This is a genomic window from Oenococcus oeni DSM 20252 = AWRIB129 (genome assembly GCF_000372485.1).
Taxonomy (GTDB): domain Bacteria; phylum Bacillota; class Bacilli; order Lactobacillales; family Lactobacillaceae; genus Oenococcus; species Oenococcus oeni.
On the sequence record NZ_AQVA01000005.1, the window covers coordinates 88122 to 107412 of the forward strand.

Below are 19291 nucleotides of genomic sequence, written 5' to 3' on the forward strand. Positions count from 1 at the left end.
ACTTAATAAACTTAATGAAAGTACTCGTAAATAATGAAAAATTTCGGAAAAAATATAAAAAATACTTCCGCAGCGGAGACCATCGAATCTTTTCCGATTAATAAGACACTATGAATAAGTCCATTTTTATTTTCATAAGTACAGGAAAAAGATTTTACTGAACTATATATTTTCCAAAAAGAAACAACTTTTTTCAAAAAACTGAAAAATAGTTTCAATTGGAATAATATGTTTATGTATCGTTTTGGGATGTCAAAATGAATTGAGTTAATTCTGGGGATATAAAAATTACTTGGAAACAATGATTTGTTTCATTCATATCATGGAAAGAAAAGATGAAAAAAATATCCGTTAAATTTAATCAAAAGCAAATTTTTTTTGGAATCATCGGCCTGCTATTGTTGGGAATCATTGGCATTTTCGCCTATAAACTGAATGAATATTTTTCCGAACCTGTAATTAAGGCTAAATCAATAAATCTAGATGCTTCGCCCTCGCCAAAATCAAAAATAATCGAACGTTTAAAAAAAGATCAAAAAATAAAAGTATTGAAGAAAAACAACAATACCGATTGGTGGCAAGTTGAGATCGGTTCGCAAAAAGGTTGGGTTGCCTCCTGGCTGATTCAAAAGAAAAATTATAACGCCAAAAATGCTGGACGTTTAGCCGAGGCAACGATTGTTCTCGATCCAGGGCATGGAGGAGTTGATTCCGGAACTCAGGCAAGCAATGGAGCGATGGAAAAAACATATACTTTAAGAACTGCTTTAAAGGTTTACAAATTACTGAAGGCAAAAAACGTTCACGTAATAATGACAAGGCATACGAATAAAACCGTTGCTCTAGCTTCTCGACCAGCTTTATCGAATCGGGTTAAAGCCAATATCTATATTAGCTTTCATTTTAATTCAGCCGGCGAACAAAATGCAGCCGAAGGTTATGAAGTGTTTAAATATCATCACAACGCCAACAGTTTTGCTTCAACGATAGATAAACAATTCAATAATTTGCCTTTGTATAACCGCGGTGTTTCCTTTGGAAATTTTGAAGTCCTCAGAGATAACAAAAGACCGGCTATTCTTGTAGAAATGGGCTTTATGGACAGCGATTATGACTTTAGTTATATTCAAAAATCATCCTATCAACAAAAAGTTGCAAATGATGTCACAAAAAGTTTAACTAGTTACTTCAATTAAAACAATTATATACAAGCGTAAAATCATCAAATCAAATATAAAAAAGAAAGTGTAAATAAGTTGAAGCTTTTTATCTTTTCAACCTATTTTTTAAAAACCAAATTTGGACTTTGAATTTAAAAAAGAAATAATCGATTTTGGAAAAAGCCTGCCGAATGCAAAGATTTATTGGCGTAACGATTGGCAGCTTTTATATTTTGACCTGGCTGGCCACTTTTTCGCTTTAATGAACCAAAAATATTTGACTTTTAAAAATCTTCCTTCGACCAACCTTGAGTTGCGTGAAATTTATCCCTTTATAATTCCTGGTTTCCATGTTAATAAAAAACATTGGAATTCAATTGTCTTGGACAAAGCTCAAGGAAAAATTTCTTTAATCGAATTACAGGGATTATTGAAAGGATCATATAAGTGTGTCTATAATCAGTTGCCTAAAAAGACCAAATTACAGTTTTTATCATCATCAAAAAAAGAACCCAAGTAAATGGATTCTTTTTTTCAAGTCTTTATTTCTCAGATGCAGCAACTTTCGGCAGAACCAGGTTCAATACAATACCGATCACTGTCGCCATCGCAACTCCGGTGAATTCCAGATTGCCCAACTGAAGATCAAAATTTCCAATCCCAATAACCAAAATTGGGGCTGCAATCATCAAGTTGCGTTTCTTTGAATAATCGACTTTGTTATCAACAATAATCTGTAGACCAGCTGCTGCGATTACACCATAGAGCATGAAGCCAACTCCACCGATTACAGCACCGGGAATTGTTTGAATCAAAGCAGACAGTTTGCCGACAAAACTTAAGAGGACAGCGAGTACGGCCGCACCACCAATTACCCAAACCGAGTAGACCTTACTCATCTGCATAACACCAATATTTTCGCCATAAGAAGTAACCGAAGGCCCGCCAACCAAAGATGCGGCAATCGAAGCAGTTCCATCTCCGGCTAAAGTTTTATTAAGACCAGGATCCCTGAAAAAATTACGACCAGTAATTTTATTCAAAACCATAATATGCCCCAAGTGTTCGGAAATTGTGACCAAAGCCAAGGGGGCCATATCAAGGATTACCGAAGGATAAAGTTTTTTGCTTGCAAATAAAGAATTAAAGTTCGGCAAAGCGAACCAGTGAGCCTGGGCAACCGATTGAAAATCAACCAGGCCGAAAATAATCGCAAAAATATATCCGGTAATAATGCCAAGCAAAACCGGGATCATGCCAAGAAAACCCTTGAAGTACATGTTATAGAAAATTGTTGCCGCCAAAGTTAATAAAGCGACAATAAAAATTTTAATTTCATATTTATTCGTGGCAGAATTAATCGTTGCATTAGTCGCTGCCGAACCAGCTAACGAAAGACCAATCACCATAACGATTGGGCCAACGACAGCCGGTGGAAAGATCTTATCAATCCAGGCTGACCCTGCCTTAGCAACAATCAAAGCAACAATCAGATAAATAATTCCAACTGAGAAGACACCCTGGGCAACCGCTGGATAACCAAAGGACTTCATTAGGCTTGTCATTGGAATAACAAAAGCAAAACTAGAACCCATATAAGCTGGTATTTTGCCTCGGGTAATCAACATATGTAAAAGCGTGCCGACCCCGGAAGAGAAAATCGCAACACCAGGATTTAATCCAACAACAAGGGGCACTAAAACCGTAGCACCAAACATACTGAATAGATGCTGCAAACTTAAACCGAATAACATCGGAAACGGCGGGCGTTCATAAACATCATAAATCGCTCCATTTGATCGTTTCTCTTCCATGATTTATTATTCCTCCCAAAAAATTGTGCTAATTAAGAAAAAACGCAACCATTACCCAACGAATGGGCAATGATTGCGTTCAAAAAAATCCGAATGATTGTTTTCTAAAATTTCGCACTGGGATTAATTAAAGCAGGACAATCATGACTTGTCAAGCGTTATTTATCACCAACTGTAAATCGTTGATTAATAAAACGGGGCTCCTCGATCTCGTTAAGAATTGCCGTAGCCATATTTCCAGTGCTTATATGAGACTTTCCGTCAGCAGCATAAATCAAATTATTACGTCCGGTAATATATTCCGACTTTGGACCATTTAAAAAATCCTGTTGCGGAGAAATCGCTGTCCAATTGACACCTTCATTATCATGTTACAAAACATATAGTTCATCGACGCCATATCTCGGCTCACGAATCCATGCCTCATTGTTAGGAAGCTCAGAAAGAGAGTCCAGAAGCATCTTGCCATCCTGTCTTTCCAAGGAAGCAGCACCCAGCAAGAAAATAAAACGGGTTTTCAAACCACGGGCAACTCTTAATAAATGGGCCAAAGCATCAAAATTTTCAATTGGGTTTTCATGATTAGCAAAAGCATTGATCACAACATCAAAATCAGCAAGGTTAACCGATGCAATTTGGTAGATACTCTTCTTGATAAAATTGCCCTTTCCTAAAAGCTTGACGGCCCTTTCAGGATTACGAACGAACCCCGTCACCTGATGTCCGCGTATAAGCGCTTCTTTATAAACTGCACGACCGGCCATTCCCGTTGTACCAATGATAGCAATCTTCATTTTATAAACCTTCGTTTTCCTGTTAATTAAAAATGTAAAATCAAATTAATTAAAACCAAACGAATAGTTTAATCGCCACCCAAAAATTTACAGCAATAAAATAAAACTATTCTAAATACTATTCTACGCTTCAAAAGTTAAGGGCTTGTCAAAGCCGCTTCTCGCGCTTCGTCCCGTTTCATAATCGGAGCCAGATACTGTCCTGTATATGATTTCTTTACATTGACAATATGTTCCGGCGTACCGGTGGCGATAACCATGCCGCCGGCCTCGCCCCCTTCGGGACCAAGATCAATAACCCAATCGGATGTTTTGATAACATCCAGGTTATGTTCAATTACAAGCACAGTATTGCCGGCATCAACCAATCGATGAAGTACACTCAAAAGACGCTTGATATCATCGGTATGAAGTCCGGTTGTCGGTTCATCTAAAATATAAAAATTTTTTCCGGACTGAATCCGATGCAATTCACTGGCTAATTTCATTCTTTGGGCTTCTCCGCCGGAAAGAGTTGTTGCCGATTGGCCCAATTGAATATAGCCAAGACCAACATCTTGGATGGTTTTTAATTTACGGGCTATTTTAGGAATTGCTGAAAAGAAAGGCAAAGCCTCATCAACTGTCATATCAAGAACCTGAGCAATATTTTTCCCTTTATAGGTAACTTCGAGCGTTTCGGAATTATAGCGGGTGCCACCACAAACTTCACAGGTAACATAGACATCCGGAAGAAAATTCATTTCAATCTTGATAATTCCATCACCCTGACAATTTTCACAACGACCGCCTTTAACATTGAATGAAAAACGACCCTTCGCATAGCCGCGCATCTTCGCTTCATTTGTTTGAGCGAACAATCCTCGGATATCATCGAAAACTCCGGTATAAGTAGCCGGATTCGACCGTGGGGTACGGCCAATCGGCGATTGGTCGATATCGATAACTTTTTCAATTTCTTCGTAGCCACTAATCGATTTATAAGCACCGGCTTTCTCAGAGTTACCATTTAATTTCTGTTTTAGGGCGCGTTTTAATATTGAATTAACCAAGGTAGATTTTCCCGAACCAGAAACCCCAGTTACAGCAATAAATTTGCCGAGCGGAAACTTAACGTTGATTTTTTTCAAATTATTTTCGGCAGCTCCAAAAATTTCAACAAATTTGCCATTGCCTTGGCGCCGTTCTTTTGGAACCGGAATAAACTTTTTCCCAGACAAATATTGGCCGGTAATTGATTTTTTTGTTCGTTCGACCTGTTTCGGCGTCCCAGCTGCCATTACTTTTCCGCCTTGATCGCCGGCACCAGGCCCAATATCGATTAGATAATCAGCTGCCCGCATTGTGTCCTCATCGTGTTCGACAACAACTAAAGTGTTACCTAAATCGCGCATCTGTTTTAAAGAATTCAATAAACGATCGTTATCACGCTGGTGAAGACCAATCGACGGTTCATCAAGAACATAGAGAACTCCGGATAAATTCGATCCAATTTGAGTTGCCAAACGAATTCGTTGACTTTCTCCACCAGAAAGAGTTCCAGCCGAACGGCTCAAAGTAAGATATCCAAGACCAACAGATACCAAAAAACCTAGACGATCAGAAATTTCTTTAACAATCGGAGCCGCAATTTCTTGATCATTTGGACCAAGTTTCAAAGCTTTAAAAAAAGCCAACTCGTCGGTCACAGCCATTTCAGCTACCTGACCAATATTTTTGTGATCGATTTTAACTGATAAAGCTGCCGGATTAAGACGATAACCGCCACAATCTGGGCATTTCATCTCATCCATGTATTGGCTCATAACTCCACGCGTAAATTCAGAATTGGAATCGGTAAAACGACGTTTGATATTATTCAAAACACCTTCAAATTCAGTATCAGTATCGCGAACACCACCAAAGTCATTTTCATAATGGAAGTGAAAGACCTTTTTTCCGGCACCATTAAGAATCAAATTACGCTGTCTTTTTGGAAGCTTATGCCAAGGAGTATCCTGATCAATCCCGTTCTGTTCGGCAAATTGAGAAAGCATTTCCGGATAGTAATTAGAAGAAATCGGATTCCAAGGAGCAACTGCTCCTTGACGAATTGTAAGGCTGTCATCTGGAATAACCAGATCGGTGTCGACTTCACGTAAAACACCAAGACCTTGACAAGTTTCGCAAGCTCCAGTCGGCGCATTGAAAGAAAAAAGTCTTGGTTCCAATCGTCCAACCCGGAAATCTTTCAAAGCGCCGGAGTAATGATCGGAAAACTTCATTTTCGGACCATCGACCTGTTCGACAACAACCTGACCATCGGCAATTCTGGTTGCTGCTTCCATTGCATCAAACAAGCGGGAACGAATACCGTCTTTTAAAATAATTCGATCGATCATAATTTCGATCGTATGTTTTGTTTCACGATCGAGTTTTAAATCATCAAGATTATCCAGTTCAACAATTTTGCCATCGATTCTTGCTCGAATGTAACCGAGTTTTTTTGCATTTTTCAAAGACTGTTCATGAGTTCCTGCCAGTTTTTCAATAATTGGAGCAAATATTTGCAGTCTTGATCCTTGGCCAAGTTTCAAAGTTCGTTCAACCATTTGATCGACTGTGTAAAGAACAATCGTGCCGTCTTTTGGTGCGTCCGGTCTACCGATTCGGGCAAATAGTAAACGCAGATAATCATTAATTTCGGTGACAGTACCAACTGTCGAACGTGGATTATTGTTAGTCGTTTTTTGGTCGATTGAAATCGCCGGCGAAAGGCCTTCGATCGAGTCGACATCCGGTTTTTCCATCTGTCCCAAAAACTGCCTGGCATATGCCGAAAGGCTCTGGACGTAGCGGCGTTGACCTTCAGCATATAAAGTATCGAAAGCCAAACTCGATTTGCCTGATCCTGATAAGCCTGTCAAGACAGTCAAACTGTCTCGTGGAATATCAACATCGATATTTTTTAAATTGTGAGAGCGGGCCCCACGAATGGAAATATATTTATTCGCCATAAATTACATTTTAAGGCATTTGCATACAAAAAAGGCGAACATTAGTTCCCTTTTTAAAAACCTTGTTTTATATGCGCTATGAGAATTAAAAAAATCAAGCCATTAAACCACCATCGGCAGCTAATTCGGATCCGGTAGTATACTCGCTTTCATCAGAAGCAAGATAAGTGGCCAATTTAGCAATATCTTTTGGTTGTCCTAAATGGTGCATCGGTGTCATAGCAATCACCTGCTCGCGCATGTCCTTGGGAACAATATCCCTATCGATCCAGCCAGGATGAATTGAATTTACGCGAATCTTTTTGCCCATTTGAAGTGCTTCCAGAGCGGCTGCTCTCGTTAATAAACGCGTACCGCCCTTGGAAGCCGAATAGTCGGCAGCTCCGGGAAAACCGCGTAAGCCAGCCGCCGAAGATACATCGATAATCGATCCGGGCTCGGTCATTTTATTCAAAGCGAAATGAATTCCAAGAAAGTTCCCCGACAAATTAATCGATTGCGTCCAATTAAATTCGGATAAAGACATCTCTGCCAGGGGCTTTCCAACCCCACCAACTCCGGCATTGTTGACTAAAATATCAAATTTACCAAATTTTTCAATTGTTTTGCTAATCACCTTTTGCCAATCCGCCTCTTGACTAACATCCTGCTGAATAAACAAGATGTCGCCGGCGATTTCAAGGGCTGTCTGCCGGCCTTTTTCCTGATTCCGACCAGTAATCACAACCTTTGCGCCTTCAGCGATAAAATCAGCCGCTATTGCTTTGCCAATACCACTATTTCCGCCTGTAACAATTGCAACTTTGCCTTTTAAACGATCAAACATCGGCTTACCTCTTTTTCTGTTAGTTGTGAATAAGTTAACTAACTAATATAATTTTATCAGCTTATCGATCGTTTAAGATTAAAACTATTTTTTCTTCATCTCAGTTTTTAATTCCAGAATCGAATCACGCAATTGAGCTGCTTCTTCGAAATCCATTCGCTTGGCAGCACTTTTCATCTGTTTGGTCAGGTTCCCAACCATCTCTTTTTGATCTTTGATCGGCATGTCAGCGAAAGCAACTTTGGTCAGATCAAGCTTAGACTCATCGGCCGATTGAACTTCGTGGGAAATTGCAATCGAACCGCGAATCTCTTTTTTGATTGTCGTCGGTGTTATATTGTGCTCTTCATTATATTTAATTTGGATCCGACGACGACGGGCCGTTTCATCGATCGCTTTTTGCATATTTTCCGTTACAACATCGGCATACATAATAACGTGTCCATTGGAATTACGGGCGGCACGACCAATTGTCTGGATTAATGATCGTTCGTTGCGAAGAAAACCGTCTTTATCGGCATCCAAAATGGCAACCAAACTGACTTCAGGAACATCCAATCCCTCACGCAGCAGATTAATTCCAACCAAAGCATCAAACTTGCCCAGGCGCAAGTTTCTAATAACTTCAGTCCTTTCAAGCGTTTTAATATCACTATGCAAATATTGAACCTTAACTCCGCTTTCCTTTAGATAAGTTGTCAAATCCTCAGACATTCGTTTCGTCAAAGTCGTAATAAAAACACGTTCGTTTTTAGCAGCCCGGGCATTAATCTCGCCAAGCAAATCATCGATCTGTCCTCGGATCGGACGAACTTCTATTTCCGGATCAAGCAGTCCAGTCGGCCTAATTATCTGTTCGGCAATATTATCGGGAGTTACTCTAGATAATTCATAATCGCCCGGTGTTGCAGACATATAAATGACTTGATTTACATGTTGTTCGAATTCGGATAACTTTAACGGTCGGTTATCCAAAGCGGACGGCAAACGAAAACCATAGTCGACCAGGGTTTTTTTACGGGCTTGATCGCCGTTATACATCCCCCGGACCTGTGGCATTGTCACATGACTTTCATCAACAACCAGCAGGAAATCCTTCGGAAAGAAATCAAGCAAAGTAAACGGGGGTTCGCCTTGTTTGCGACCATCCATCCAGCGGGAATAATTCTCAATCCCATTGGTATAACCCATTTCCAACAGCATTTCGATATCATACTCGGTTCGCTGTTTTAGACGCTGTGCTTCCAACAATTTTCCTTGCTGCTCGAATTTTTTAACGCATTCTTCCATTTCCTGGCGAATACCATCGGTCGCGCTTTTAAGAATATTGTCATTGGTCATAAAATGTTTGGCTGGGAAAATTGAAATAAAATCATCTTCCAATAAAATTTCGCCGGTCAAAGGATTAATTTCCCGAATGCGATCAATTTCGTCGCCGAAAAATTCTACACGGATTGCCTTCTCATCTTCGGAAGCAGGGAATATTTCAACAACATCCCCGCGAACTCTAAAGGTCCCTCGGGCAAAGTCGATATCGTTGCGTACATATTGGATATCTATCAAATGGCGCATTAAATTGTTACGGCCATATTCATCTCCGGTCCGTAAACTGATCACGTGATCTTTATATTGATGCGGATCGCCCAAACCAAAAATCGAGGAAACCGAAGCAACAACAATTGTGTCGTTTCGCGAGAGCAAACTACTGGTGGCACTATTACGCAACTTATCAATTTCATCGTTAATACTGGCATCTTTTTCAATGTAAGTATCGGATGATGGAACATAGGCTTCCGGTTGATAATAGTCATAATAAGAAACAAAATACTCAACAGCATTTTCCGGGAAAAACTCTTTCATTTCGCCGTAAAGTTGGCCTGCCAAAGTCTTATTATGAGAAAGAATCAAAGTTGGTTTGTTAACAGACGCGATAACATTCGAAATCGTAAAAGTTTTTCCGGTTCCGGTCGCTCCAAGCAAAACTTGTTCTTTGGTACCCTTGTTAACTCCTTCAATCAATTGATTAATAGCAGTTGGCTGGTCACCAGTCGGCTGATAATTACTGTGCAATTTAAATTTTCCAGGCAAACGCGTCTCTAATTTCATACCCCTATTATCTCATTTTCCATTATTTGGCTTAAAGGAAAATAATCTCACAGAAACAATAAAAAAATCGTCTTCACTAAAAGACGATTTTAATAATATTTATATTAATCAATTATTGATTAATATATTCTTTTGTCGAAGCGATAATGTCCTGAAGACCTTTCTTGGCATCGGCGAAGAACATTTTTGTGTTATCCAAGGAGAATAACGGATTTTGAACGCCGGCGTAACCAGTGCTCATTGAACGCTTAATAACAACAACCGATTTTGACTTGTCAACATCGAGGATTGGCATTCCAGAAATTGGATTACCGGACTCGCGAGCCAACGGATTGGTAACATCGTTTGCACCAATTACCAAAGAAACGTCCGTATTGGTAAACATTGAATTTGCATCATCAAGCTGTTTCAGCTGGTCATAAGGAACATTGACATCAGCCAGTAAAACATTCATGTGTCCCGGCATACGACCAGCAACCGGGTGAATCGCATAGTCAACATTAATGCCATTATCAGTCAACAGTTTTGCCAATTCGGCCACTTCATGTTGTGCCTGGGCGGCAGCAAGCCCATAACCGGGAACAATCATCACATTGTGAGCATAAGCCAGCTGAAGGCCAATATCATCAGCCGAAGTTTCTGTAACTTTAACCGGGGCTCCATCGGAGGCCGAAGAAGACTCCGAATCGCCGGTTCCAAAACCACCAGCCAAAATATTCGCCACCGAACGGTTCATTGCATCGGCCATTTGGAGGGTCAAGATTGTACCGGCGGCACCAACTAAAGCACCAGCAATAATCAAAACCTGATTATCAATTACAAAGCCGGCAAAAGCCACTGCTAAACCAGTAAAAGCATTCAGTAAAGAAACAACCACCGGCATGTCAGCACCACCAATCGGCAGAGTCATCAACAGACCGAAAATCAAGCTGGCAAACAAAGCCAACAAAAGATACCAAGGATTTTCCGTACCAGAAATCATCAGAAAGGCAGCAATTACAATTGCAATTACAACCAAAATATTGATCACTTTTGCACCAGGGAAATTAATTGGTTTCCCGGAAACTTTTCCGGAAAGTTTACCAGTTGCAATCAAAGAACCGGAGAAAGTAATTCCACCAATGATTACATCCAAAACAACCGGAATTGATAAAATAAGGCTTAAATGACCGGATGCAGTTACATAATCAAAAACACCAATAACAGCAGCAGCACCGCCACCAACGGCATTAAACAAAGAAACAAGTTGCGGGACATCAGTCATTGGAACTTTTCTGGCCCGCATAACACCATAAATTATTCCAAGCAGCAGGCCAGCCAGCAACACAATCCATGCAGTCGCTTGAACCCTTCCGGAACTGATTAATTGAAACAGAATCATAATAACGGCTAAAATCATTCCGACGAATGATAGACGGTTACCATTTTTAGCAGTCTTTGGACTACGCATTAAGTGAACACCGATCACATAACAAAATGCCGAAACAAGATAAACCAAAGAGGCGATCGTTTCTAAAGTACTCATTTATCTGCCTCCTTTTTGTCGGATGGTTTGCGATCAAACATGCCCAACATACGATCCGTGACTGTATAGCCTCCGGAAACATTGATTGCGGCAAATAAGGCAGCAAAGAAGACCAGAATATAGAGAAGCCAATTATTAGCTTCGGCGGCAATCGCAAAAGCACCCACAACAACAACTCCATGAATCGCATTTGCTCCCGACATCATCGGCGTTTGCAAGGTAGAAGGGATCTTCGACATAACTTCAAAACCAACCAGCAAACTCAAAACAAAGATCGCTAAATTGGCATATAATTCTTCACTCATTATTCAGCCTCCTTTTTATCTTCCGTCTTTTTCTGAGCAACACGTTTTTCCAAACCAAATCGACTCCGTAAGAAGTTGGAAGAAATCTCTCCTTTGTAAGTAGCAACGAGATCAGTTAGAACATCATCGTCCAAATCGAGCAAAATTTTTCCATCCTTGATAATGTAATTAATTGTATTTTGAACGTTTTTCGCATACATGTCAGAGGAAGATTTTGGCAAACGACTTGCCAAATCACCGGCGCCCACAATCAAAGCACCGCTTTTAGTTACTACTGTCTCTCCAGGCTTGGAACCTTCAACATTACCGCCGAGAGCTGACGAACCAAGATCGATGAAGACTGTTCCGGCTTTAGCATTATCTACAGCTTTTTTGGAAACCACGACCGGAGGCTTTCCACCAGGTACTTGAGCTGTAGTGATAATGACATTATTTTCAGCAATAAAGCCTTCCAGTTCAGTCTGCTGCGCTTTCTTCTCATCTGTTGTCAAAGCACGAGCATAGCCATTTTCATCTTTCACCTGAACGCCGGAAATCAAAGCCGTTGCTCCTAAGGATTCAACCTGGCCGCGAGCATCCTCACGGATATCGTAGCCGGAAACTACCGCCCCCAAACGATGAGCAGTTCCGATTGCCTGCAAACCAGCGACAGCTGCGCCAATAACAAGTACTTTAGCCGGACGAGCCGTTCCGGCCGCCGTCATCATCATCGGAAAATATTGCGGATAAGTATCAGCAGCCAACAAAGCTGCTTTGTATCCTGCAATCGATTTTTGCGATGAATTTGCATCCAAATTTTGGGCGCGGGAAACCGTTCGTGGAAGCAGTTCGAAAGCTAAAGAAGTAACTCCGGCCTTCGCTAAACTTTCAACTGCTTTTTTGTCCCCCAAAGGATTCAACATCCCAATAATTGTTTGACCTTTCGTCAATTTGTTTAAAGTTGCCGTCGACGGTTCGTTGACGACCGTCACGATATCTGCTTTTAAAGCATCTGTTCTGGTTGACAACTTGGCGCCGGCACTCTTATAAACATCATCGGAATAAAATGCTTTTTCTCCGGCTCCTTTTTCGATAACAACATCAAAATTGCTCTTAACCAGCTTGGCGACAACATCGGGGGTCAATGCGACACGATTCTCACCAGCAGCTTCTTTTAGAGCGGAAACTACAATTGCCATAAAACTCCTTTCACGATTCACCTTTCGTCGCAATTTCTTGCAAACGTTTTCACGACTACTTATTTTATAACATTAAAGGCAATAAAAAAGCTTTTTATCGTTTGAATAAAAAATATATTTTATTGTCTTGACCCAATCGCCTCGTTTGCTTTTTCAAAAATAGAGAATTCTTTCGAATGTATGTCAAACATATTCTGTTTTTCAAACTTTAAATAAAATAAAAACAATTTCGAGTTATTTTTTGCAAAAAGTTTGATTTTATTAATCAGTCGATTACCTTGGCGCCGAGAACATTTTCAAAATGATTTAAAGCCCAATTTTGTCCGGATTGAGTGAGAGTCGCAACGGTTTGTTCGTGGATAACAATCCTATAATTCAAATCATAGGCATCGACAGCAGTATGTAAAACGCAAATATCTGTGCAAACACCGGCCAAATGCAAAGTATCGATATTGCGTTCGCGTAAACGTATGTCGAGATCAGTACCGGCAAAAGCACTGTAGCGTGTTTTGTCGTACATATAAACTTTCTGATCATCTTTATTTTCTTGATACCAAGACGCTACTTTACCGTAAAGCTGCCTTCCCCAACTGTTTTTTAAATTATGCGCCGGAAATAGTTTTGTTTCCGGGTGATACGGATCATCCTTTTTGTGAAGATCCGTTGGTAAAATGACCCAGCCATTGCTTTTATGGATTTTATCAGCCAAAGTCACGATTGGATCGGCTAAGAACTGTCCGGCCCTACCACAAGTCAGTGCTCCTTTATCAGAAACAAAGTCATTTGTGTAATCAATAATTAATAATGCTTCGTTTTTCGCCATTAATTCTCCTCTATCTATCCGAATATTTTCATTGATTATAGTCATTATAAAATCTGTGGCAAATGCTTTTTTTACTTTAAAAATTTGATTAAATCATTTTTAGACCTGCTTTATTATTTATTTCTTCAAGCAAAAACAACTTCAAAAGCAAATATCCTATAATTTATTCCAAATAAAAAGTCTCGTTTATATGAGACTTTTTTTACTGTTAATATCTATTTTTATTTTTTCAAAAGTTTCTCAAGTTCGGTCTGAAGATAATCCAAACGTTTATTAGCCGAACTCATATTTTCGCCTTTCGCTCCAATATACACTTTTAATTTTGGTTCGGTACCGGATGGTCGAAGAGCAACCCATGAACCGTCTTCAAGCCAATATTTGATAACATTGGCCCTTGGAAGCGAGATTTTTTTGGTTGCTCCGGTATTCAAATCTTTTGCAATCCGCAGATCGTTATCTTCAACGAGATTAATCTTTAAATTACCGATTTCTTTTGGTCCACGATTTCTAAACTTGGTCATGACGGCAGTCATTTCTTCTTGGCCCTTCTCGCCAGGAAATTCAGTCGCTTTGGTTTCCTCGGCAAAGGCACCAAACTTAGCATGAATTTCGTCCAAACCATCACCGATCGTCATGCCGCGGTCTTTATAATAAGCAGCCAATTCGGACATCAGCGTGATTGCCTGAATGGCATCTTTATCGTGAACAAAGGGTTTAATCAAAAAACCGTAGGATTCTTCAAAACCGAATTCAAAGCTGTAATTCTGTTTCTTGTCAAATTCAACAATTTTATCGGCAATGTATTTAAAACCGGTTAAAACAGTGAATTGTTTAACTTTAAACGATTTGGCAATTAGTTCCGGCAAATTCGAAGAGACAATCGAAGTGACAATCGCACCATTTTTTGGCAAAGTTCCGGCCTTCTGCTGGGCCGTTAAAATATAATTAACCATCAGAGCAGCAATTTGATTTCCAGTCAGGTAATTATAGGAACCGTCCTTTGTTCGATAACCGACTCCCATTCGATCAGAATCGGGATCGACTGCTAATTCAACATCTGCTCCATAACTTTCAGAAATTTTGAAGACTTCATGGAATTCCGGATTTGGATACTTAACCGTCGGAAAAGTGCCGTCCGGTTTGAATTGTTCTTTAACAGTCAATATTTTGTTAAAACCGGCCTCTTTAAGCGCTTTTGAGCCAAGATCACCGCCAGCACCGTGCAGCGGCGTGAAGCTAATCGTTAATTTGTCTCCCCATTTTTTAATCAAATCACGATTAATCGGAATTGTTTTAACCTGATTCAGGTATTCTTTATCGATTTCAGAACCAATCTTTTTAATACCGCCGGCAACTTTTTTGATATGAAAAATATCCGTAACTTCCTGACGTTCTCTAACGATTTCATCGGCAGGTTTTGGCGGCAGCTGGCCACCATCTTCTCCATATAACTTGTAACCGTTATATTCTTTGCTATTGTGACTGGCTGTAATCATAATTCCGGCATAGGTATGCAGATGCATTACAGCAAAACTCAATTCCGGAGTCGGATGCGGGCCATTGAATAGATAAACCGTAATCCCGTGCGCTCTTAGCACTTCGGCAGATATTTTTTTAAATAATTCCGAATTGATTCTCGAATCACCGGAAATCACCACGCCACGCTGTTTTGCGCTTTCTCCCTGTTTTTCCATATGCCGGGCCAAAGCTTCGGTTGTTTGGGCAACTGTATAAATATTCATCCGATTGGTACCGACGCCCAACAAGCCACGCATTCCGGCCGTACCAAAATTAAGATCCTGATAAAAAGCATCTTCTAGTTGAGATTGACTGGAATTAGCAAATTCCAGTCGCAAATCCTCCGGAAGATCCGCGACTTCCCAGTCTTTTATTTTTTCTTGGATTGTTTTTTCTTTCACCATATCATCATTGTAAATTTTTCTTGGTTAAAATGGTTGTATGAGTATAAAATTAGTAGCAATTGATGTTGACGCAACTTTATTGAACAGCAGAAACGAATTAACCAAACACACAATCGACACATTAAAAGAAGCGATTGCCATGGGCACAAAGATCGTGATTACCTCCGGACGTCCTTTACCGGGAACCGAACCATACTACGCCAAACTAGGCATAGACAAAAAAGATGATCAATATGCGATCAATTACAATGGCGCCACAATTCGAACAACTTCAGGAAGAATGATTTCCGAAGCAACACTGACGATCAAAGATTATAAAGATATTTATAGTCTCGCCAATAAAATTGGCGTAAAAATTCAAGCCGAGACGGCCGACTGCATTTATACACCATATTTATCAGCCCCGAAATATACAAAATACGAACAAAAATTGACCAACGCGAAAATTCGTCACGTCAGAATGCAAGACTTAAAAAAATCCGACGTAATCGCAAAAATCATGTTTATCGATGAGCCGGAGATTATCAGCAGAGTAAAAAAAGAACTTCCCGCATGGGTTTACGATCGCTTTAATGTCGTGCCCAGCTCACCGGTTTATATCGAATTCATTGATAAAAAAGTTTCAAAAGGAAATGCCGTCAGGACCTTGGCAGAAAAATTAGGAATTGATATTTCCCAAGTGATGGCAATCGGCGATCAGGGCAATGATTTGTCAATGATCGAAGCAGTCGGTGTCGGAGTGGCAATGGGAAATGGAATCGATGATCTTAAATCAATCGCCCAGTTCGTCACCAAGAGCAACGATGAAGACGGCGTCGCATATGCAGTTGAGAAATTTCTTTTAAATAAATAAAAACCCGAAAACTAATTCGAGTTTTTTTTATTTAAGCTTCCGTTTTTAATGTGTCCTCGAGAAACAATCAGAATCGTGACCGGGATCGTCAATAAAACTCCAATCATCGCGATCAAAAGGTCGAGAATTGCCGCAACCACCAGTTTGTCGTTGATTAATTGGGCAAAAGTATAATTCAAGCGCATATAAAACATAGCCAACGTCAAATTGTCACCAAGAACACCAAAGAAGAGTGTATTTAAAGCAGTTCCAATAATCTGCGAGCCAATAATTATTCCCTGCTTGTAAAGACTGGCAGTTGTAATTTCTGGAGTACTTTCGATCAGTTCGTTTAAATCAGCTGAAATAGCCATGCTAGCTTCGGCTATGGCGCCGAGACTTGCAATTACCGTAACAATAAAGGCAATATTGCTGAAATTAAGTCCAACCGAGAGCAAAAGTCCTTCCAATTCTTCCGAAGACTCGGTTGCAAACCCTTGAACATTAGCAATGTAATTAATCGGGATAATCAAAATGATAACGATCGCCAAAACAATTAAGCTCGAAGTAAAAGCATAATTCGTGACCTTTTGGTTATCAGCTGAAAGATAAATCGAAACAGCTAAAATTCCGAAACTGATTAAAATCGTGACCAAGTAAACATTGAATTGCCAATTAATAAGGACTATCAACAGAAAAATCGCGCATAAATTGATGAAAAGCCCAAAGAAAGCTTTCAAACCCTGCTTGCGGGCAACCAAAATCAGTAGAGAAAATAAAATAAAAATCAGCCAAAGAAAAGTGCTCATGCCTTAACCTTCTTTCCTCTCGTCAATATTGTCGCTGCCAACCAGGATGTGATCGGAACAGTCAAAACAATTGCAATTGCCGAAATAATCGTCGAAAGCAAACCGAGCAGCATTGCGATATCGATTGTATAAGACCAGGTATTTCCGTTTCTTAAATACAGGAAAACCATCGGCAAAGTATTGGCGATAAATACCATAAACAGCACATTGGTTAATGAACCAACAATATCACGGCCAACATTCATACCGGATACAAAATATTCTTTAAAAGCTCGTTCAGATCGTTCGCGTTGCATCCCCAGCAGCATCGCACTGATGTCTGAAGCTTCGTCCATCGAGGCACCGAGCACACCAATCAGGACTTCGGAATAAAAAACCGGAATCGGAAATTGAGTAATGTAGTCCATATATTCAAAATGAATTCCACTGGAACCATTTAGATTTATCGTCAATGCACCAATTGCAACTCCGGCGGCCGTTGACAAAAGCGTTGATAAAAGAACAATCAAGAACTGTTTTGTTTTCCCAAGAACCATAAAGGAAGTAATAAAAGCGAAAATAATCGTCAATACACCAAAAACCACTACCGGCTGGACTGATACAAAATTGATATCAAACAAGATTGCCAATAAGAAGAAAATAAAATTAAGTCCCAGGCTAAGAATAATTTGGAAACTCAATTTATTCGCAAAAAAGATGATGAGCGAAAGCATTAGAGCCAAGGTGAAAACCAAAATTGCATCGCGTTTTTGGCCAATAATACTCCACCATTTTTTGTGACTCAGCAAAATTTGCTGACCAACACGGTATTTTTGCGTAATTACCTGAGACTTAAAATATTCATTGCTGATTTTTATTTCTTGACCACGACGCTCCGTATTTAAAAATTTTAAGGTCAGTTTTTGCGTTATATCGTGATCGACATTCCCGTAATAGTCTTTCGTTGCTTCCGAAGATACCTGTTTTACATTAGTTATCTCGGCAATTGGCGTTTTATATATGAAATAATCAAAATGCGCTGCCACTGTTAAAACAATTATAATTGCAGCAAGGAACAGCCATTTGAATTTTTTCCACAAACGAAAAAACGTCATATGTGCAATTTTAACTCAAATGAAAAAGGAAATTTTAATTTCTATTCAGCCTCGGGGAGTTTTAAATCGAGCGGTTGAATAAAATGAAGCTTTTTCACAAAAAGCAAATAAGCTAAATAGGCCAAAGCAAGTGGGATAACAATGAACTCCAGCAACAATAACAAAATATTGTTTGTGCCGGTTGAAAAAGCTGCCAATGGACCAATCAGACCGGAAATACCAAAACCGGCCGAAGCAGGCGTCCCACCGACATTCAAAATTGCACCCTCGAGACCGGCAAGAGCAGAAACGATTCCAATTGGAACAAACAGCTTGGGAGTTTTTAACATATTGGCCATTTGAATTTTCGGCGTCCCGATAAAATGACTCAAGGTTCCACCGAGACTATTAACCGAAGCACCCATAACTGCCAGGGTGAAGCTGGCAGTTGTAATTCCTAAATTAGCAGAACCGGACCCAATTCCGCTCAAACCAATTGCAAGGGCAATTCCAACCGAAGAAATTGGAGATAAAATCAAAACCGCAAAGATGATCCCCATCAACGGGCCCATGATTAAAGGCTGTAAATCTGTTAAATCGTTAATCGCACTGCCAATCGCCGTCGTAATCGAATGAACATAAGGGAAAAGCAGGCGTCCCAAGCCACCAGCAATTCCAAGGACAAGAATTGGCGATAAAACGACTTTTAATGTCCCAAGCCGATTTTGAATTATTTTGATCAACAAAACAGAAATTACAAGCGTGATACCAATATTGATGATATCGCCTGGCCCGTTAACTAAAAATCCTCCTTTTGAATCGACCGCCGCGCTTCCGGAACCCATAAAAGCGGCTAAAGCCATCGAGCCACTATTAATCATCGTAAATTTAAAAGCGCGGCCGGCAGCCATCGCAGCAATCACAGCAAGTAGGCACTGCGACGGGCTTGTCATCTGGCCAACGGCCATTGCAAGCGGATTATTTCCAAAAGCCTTCATTAGAGAACCCAAAACGGCTCCGGGAACCAAAGCAATAATTACACCGATGCTTAAGCTATTTAATATTTTCAAAACAAAGTTTGTTTCCCTTTTTTCCATTTAAAAACCTCATTGAACCCCATAAATTTTA

Annotated in this window: 16 protein-coding genes; 3 read left to right on the plus strand and 13 right to left on the minus strand. The window is 40.0% G+C overall.

What is annotated here, in order from left to right; translation table 11 throughout:
• Nucleotides 1-335: 335 nt before the first annotated feature.
• Together A3G9_RS0104710 and A3G9_RS0104715 are read left to right on the plus strand one after the other, a co-directional pair.
• Nucleotides 336-1196 carry an N-acetylmuramoyl-L-alanine amidase family protein gene (locus A3G9_RS0104710; protein WP_002818179.1) on the plus strand — a complete coding sequence of 287 codons (861 nt, stop codon included), beginning with the start codon at nucleotides 336-338 and terminating at the stop codon, nucleotides 1194-1196.
• 103 nt (nucleotides 1197-1299) lie between these two features.
• Nucleotides 1300-1680: an MmcQ/YjbR family DNA-binding protein gene (locus tag A3G9_RS0104715; RefSeq protein WP_002817868.1), complete on the plus strand. Its 381-nt coding sequence runs from the start codon at nucleotides 1300-1302 to the stop codon at nucleotides 1678-1680.
• A 22-nt stretch (nucleotides 1681-1702) separates the two neighbouring features.
• Here A3G9_RS0104715 and A3G9_RS0104720 read toward each other — a convergent pair whose 3' ends face one another.
• The 10 genes from A3G9_RS0104720 to A3G9_RS0104765 form a co-directional block, all read right to left on the minus strand.
• On the minus strand, nucleotides 1703-2974 hold the full coding sequence (locus tag A3G9_RS0104720) for a solute carrier family 23 protein (protein WP_002821571.1): 1272 nt from the start codon (nucleotides 2972-2974) through the stop codon (nucleotides 1703-1705).
• Between the two features lie 371 nt (nucleotides 2975-3345).
• Nucleotides 3346-3768 (minus strand): NAD(P)H-binding protein, encoded by a 423-nt coding sequence (locus tag A3G9_RS01000000109500; protein WP_002818175.1) that lies wholly within the window; start codon nucleotides 3766-3768, stop codon nucleotides 3346-3348.
• 137 nt (nucleotides 3769-3905) lie between these two features.
• Entirely contained in the window at nucleotides 3906-6764 is a 2859-nt protein-coding gene (uvrA, locus tag A3G9_RS0104730; protein WP_002821572.1) for an excinuclease ABC subunit UvrA, read from the minus strand.
• A gap of 94 nt (nucleotides 6765-6858) precedes the next feature.
• A complete protein-coding gene (locus tag A3G9_RS0104735; protein WP_002818173.1) occupies nucleotides 6859-7590 on the minus strand; it encodes an SDR family NAD(P)-dependent oxidoreductase in 732 nt (243 codons plus the stop codon).
• Between the two features lie 84 nt (nucleotides 7591-7674).
• The gene (gene uvrB / locus A3G9_RS0104740) at nucleotides 7675-9696 is read right to left on the minus strand and encodes an excinuclease ABC subunit UvrB (RefSeq protein WP_002818172.1); all 2022 of its coding nucleotides are present in this window, start codon (nucleotides 9694-9696) and stop codon (nucleotides 7675-7677) included.
• Nucleotides 9697-9808: 112 nt separating this feature from the next.
• A complete protein-coding gene (locus A3G9_RS0104745; protein ID WP_002821077.1) occupies nucleotides 9809-11221 on the minus strand; it encodes an NAD(P)(+) transhydrogenase (Re/Si-specific) subunit beta in 1413 nt (470 codons plus the stop codon).
• Nucleotides 11218-11526: an NAD(P) transhydrogenase subunit alpha part 2 gene (locus A3G9_RS0104750; protein ID WP_002817876.1), complete on the minus strand. Its 309-nt coding sequence runs from the start codon at nucleotides 11524-11526 to the stop codon at nucleotides 11218-11220. Before A3G9_RS0104750 ends, A3G9_RS0104745 begins: the two co-directional genes overlap by 4 nt.
• On the minus strand, nucleotides 11526-12704 hold the full coding sequence (locus A3G9_RS0104755; RefSeq protein WP_002818168.1) for an NAD(P) transhydrogenase subunit alpha: 1179 nt from the start codon (nucleotides 12702-12704) through the stop codon (nucleotides 11526-11528). The genes A3G9_RS0104750 and A3G9_RS0104755 overlap by 1 nt, the downstream gene beginning before the upstream one ends.
• Before the next feature lie 265 nt (nucleotides 12705-12969).
• Nucleotides 12970-13527: a cysteine hydrolase family protein gene (locus A3G9_RS0104760; protein ID WP_002821573.1), complete on the minus strand. Its 558-nt coding sequence runs from the start codon at nucleotides 13525-13527 to the stop codon at nucleotides 12970-12972.
• 221 nt (nucleotides 13528-13748) lie between these two features.
• A complete protein-coding gene (locus A3G9_RS0104765; protein WP_002817878.1) occupies nucleotides 13749-15449 on the minus strand; it encodes a phospho-sugar mutase in 1701 nt (566 codons plus the stop codon).
• A 37-nt stretch (nucleotides 15450-15486) separates the two neighbouring features.
• Between A3G9_RS0104765 and A3G9_RS0104770 the strand changes: the two genes are divergently transcribed.
• Nucleotides 15487-16302, plus strand: a complete 816-nt coding sequence (locus A3G9_RS0104770) for a Cof-type HAD-IIB family hydrolase (protein WP_002821574.1) — start codon at nucleotides 15487-15489, stop codon at nucleotides 16300-16302.
• 11 nt (nucleotides 16303-16313) lie between these two features.
• Here A3G9_RS0104770 and A3G9_RS0104775 read toward each other — a convergent pair whose 3' ends face one another.
• The 3 genes from A3G9_RS0104775 to A3G9_RS0104785 are packed head-to-tail and all read right to left on the minus strand — an operon-like array spanning nucleotide 16314 to nucleotide 19260.
• Entirely contained in the window at nucleotides 16314-17090 is a 777-nt protein-coding gene (locus A3G9_RS0104775; RefSeq protein ID WP_002821575.1) for a YibE/F family protein, read from the minus strand.
• A complete protein-coding gene (locus tag A3G9_RS0104780) occupies nucleotides 17087-18184 on the minus strand; it encodes a YibE/F family protein (protein ID WP_002821576.1) in 1098 nt (365 codons plus the stop codon). Before A3G9_RS0104780 ends, A3G9_RS0104775 begins: the two co-directional genes overlap by 4 nt.
• 41 nt (nucleotides 18185-18225) lie before the next feature.
• A complete protein-coding gene (locus A3G9_RS0104785; RefSeq protein WP_002818161.1) occupies nucleotides 18226-19260 on the minus strand; it encodes a PTS sugar transporter subunit IIC in 1035 nt (344 codons plus the stop codon).
• Nucleotides 19261-19291 lie beyond the last annotated feature (31 nt).

Excerpts from the sequence above, each read along its gene's own strand:
- A3G9_RS0104785 (WP_002818161.1), bottom strand. The coding sequence starts at position 19,260 with ATGGAAAAAAGGGAAACAAACTTTGTTTTGAAAATATTAAATAGCTTA.
- uvrB (WP_002818172.1), bottom strand. The coding sequence starts at position 9,696 with ATGAAATTAGAGACGCGTTTGCCTGGAAAATTTAAATTGCACAGTAAT.
- A3G9_RS0104755 (WP_002818168.1), bottom strand. The coding sequence starts at position 12,704 with ATGGCAATTGTAGTTTCCGCTCTAAAAGAAGCTGCTGGTGAGAATCGT.
- A3G9_RS0104780 (WP_002821576.1), bottom strand. The coding sequence starts at position 18,184 with ATGACGTTTTTTCGTTTGTGGAAAAAATTCAAATGGCTGTTCCTTGCT.
- A3G9_RS0104765 (WP_002817878.1), bottom strand. The coding sequence starts at position 15,449 with ATGGTGAAAGAAAAAACAATCCAAGAAAAAATAAAAGACTGGGAAGTC.
- A3G9_RS01000000109500 (WP_002818175.1), bottom strand. The coding sequence starts at position 3,768 with ATGAAGATTGCTATCATTGGTACAACGGGAATGGCCGGTCGTGCAGTT.
- A3G9_RS0104745 (WP_002821077.1), bottom strand. The coding sequence starts at position 11,221 with ATGAGTACTTTAGAAACGATCGCCTCTTTGGTTTATCTTGTTTCGGCA.
- A3G9_RS0104750 (WP_002817876.1), bottom strand. The coding sequence starts at position 11,526 with ATGAGTGAAGAATTATATGCCAATTTAGCGATCTTTGTTTTGAGTTTG.
- A3G9_RS0104775 (WP_002821575.1), bottom strand. The coding sequence starts at position 17,090 with ATGAGCACTTTTCTTTGGCTGATTTTTATTTTATTTTCTCTACTGATT.
- A3G9_RS0104760 (WP_002821573.1), bottom strand. The coding sequence starts at position 13,527 with ATGGCGAAAAACGAAGCATTATTAATTATTGATTACACAAATGACTTT.
- A3G9_RS0104720 (WP_002821571.1), bottom strand. The coding sequence starts at position 2,974 with ATGGAAGAGAAACGATCAAATGGAGCGATTTATGATGTTTATGAACGC.
- A3G9_RS0104735 (WP_002818173.1), bottom strand. The coding sequence starts at position 7,590 with ATGTTTGATCGTTTAAAAGGCAAAGTTGCAATTGTTACAGGCGGAAAT.
- A3G9_RS0104710 (WP_002818179.1), top strand. The coding sequence starts at position 336 with ATGAAAAAAATATCCGTTAAATTTAATCAAAAGCAAATTTTTTTTGGA.
- uvrA (WP_002821572.1), bottom strand. The coding sequence starts at position 6,764 with ATGGCGAATAAATATATTTCCATTCGTGGGGCCCGCTCTCACAATTTA.
- A3G9_RS0104770 (WP_002821574.1), top strand. The coding sequence starts at position 15,487 with ATGAGTATAAAATTAGTAGCAATTGATGTTGACGCAACTTTATTGAAC.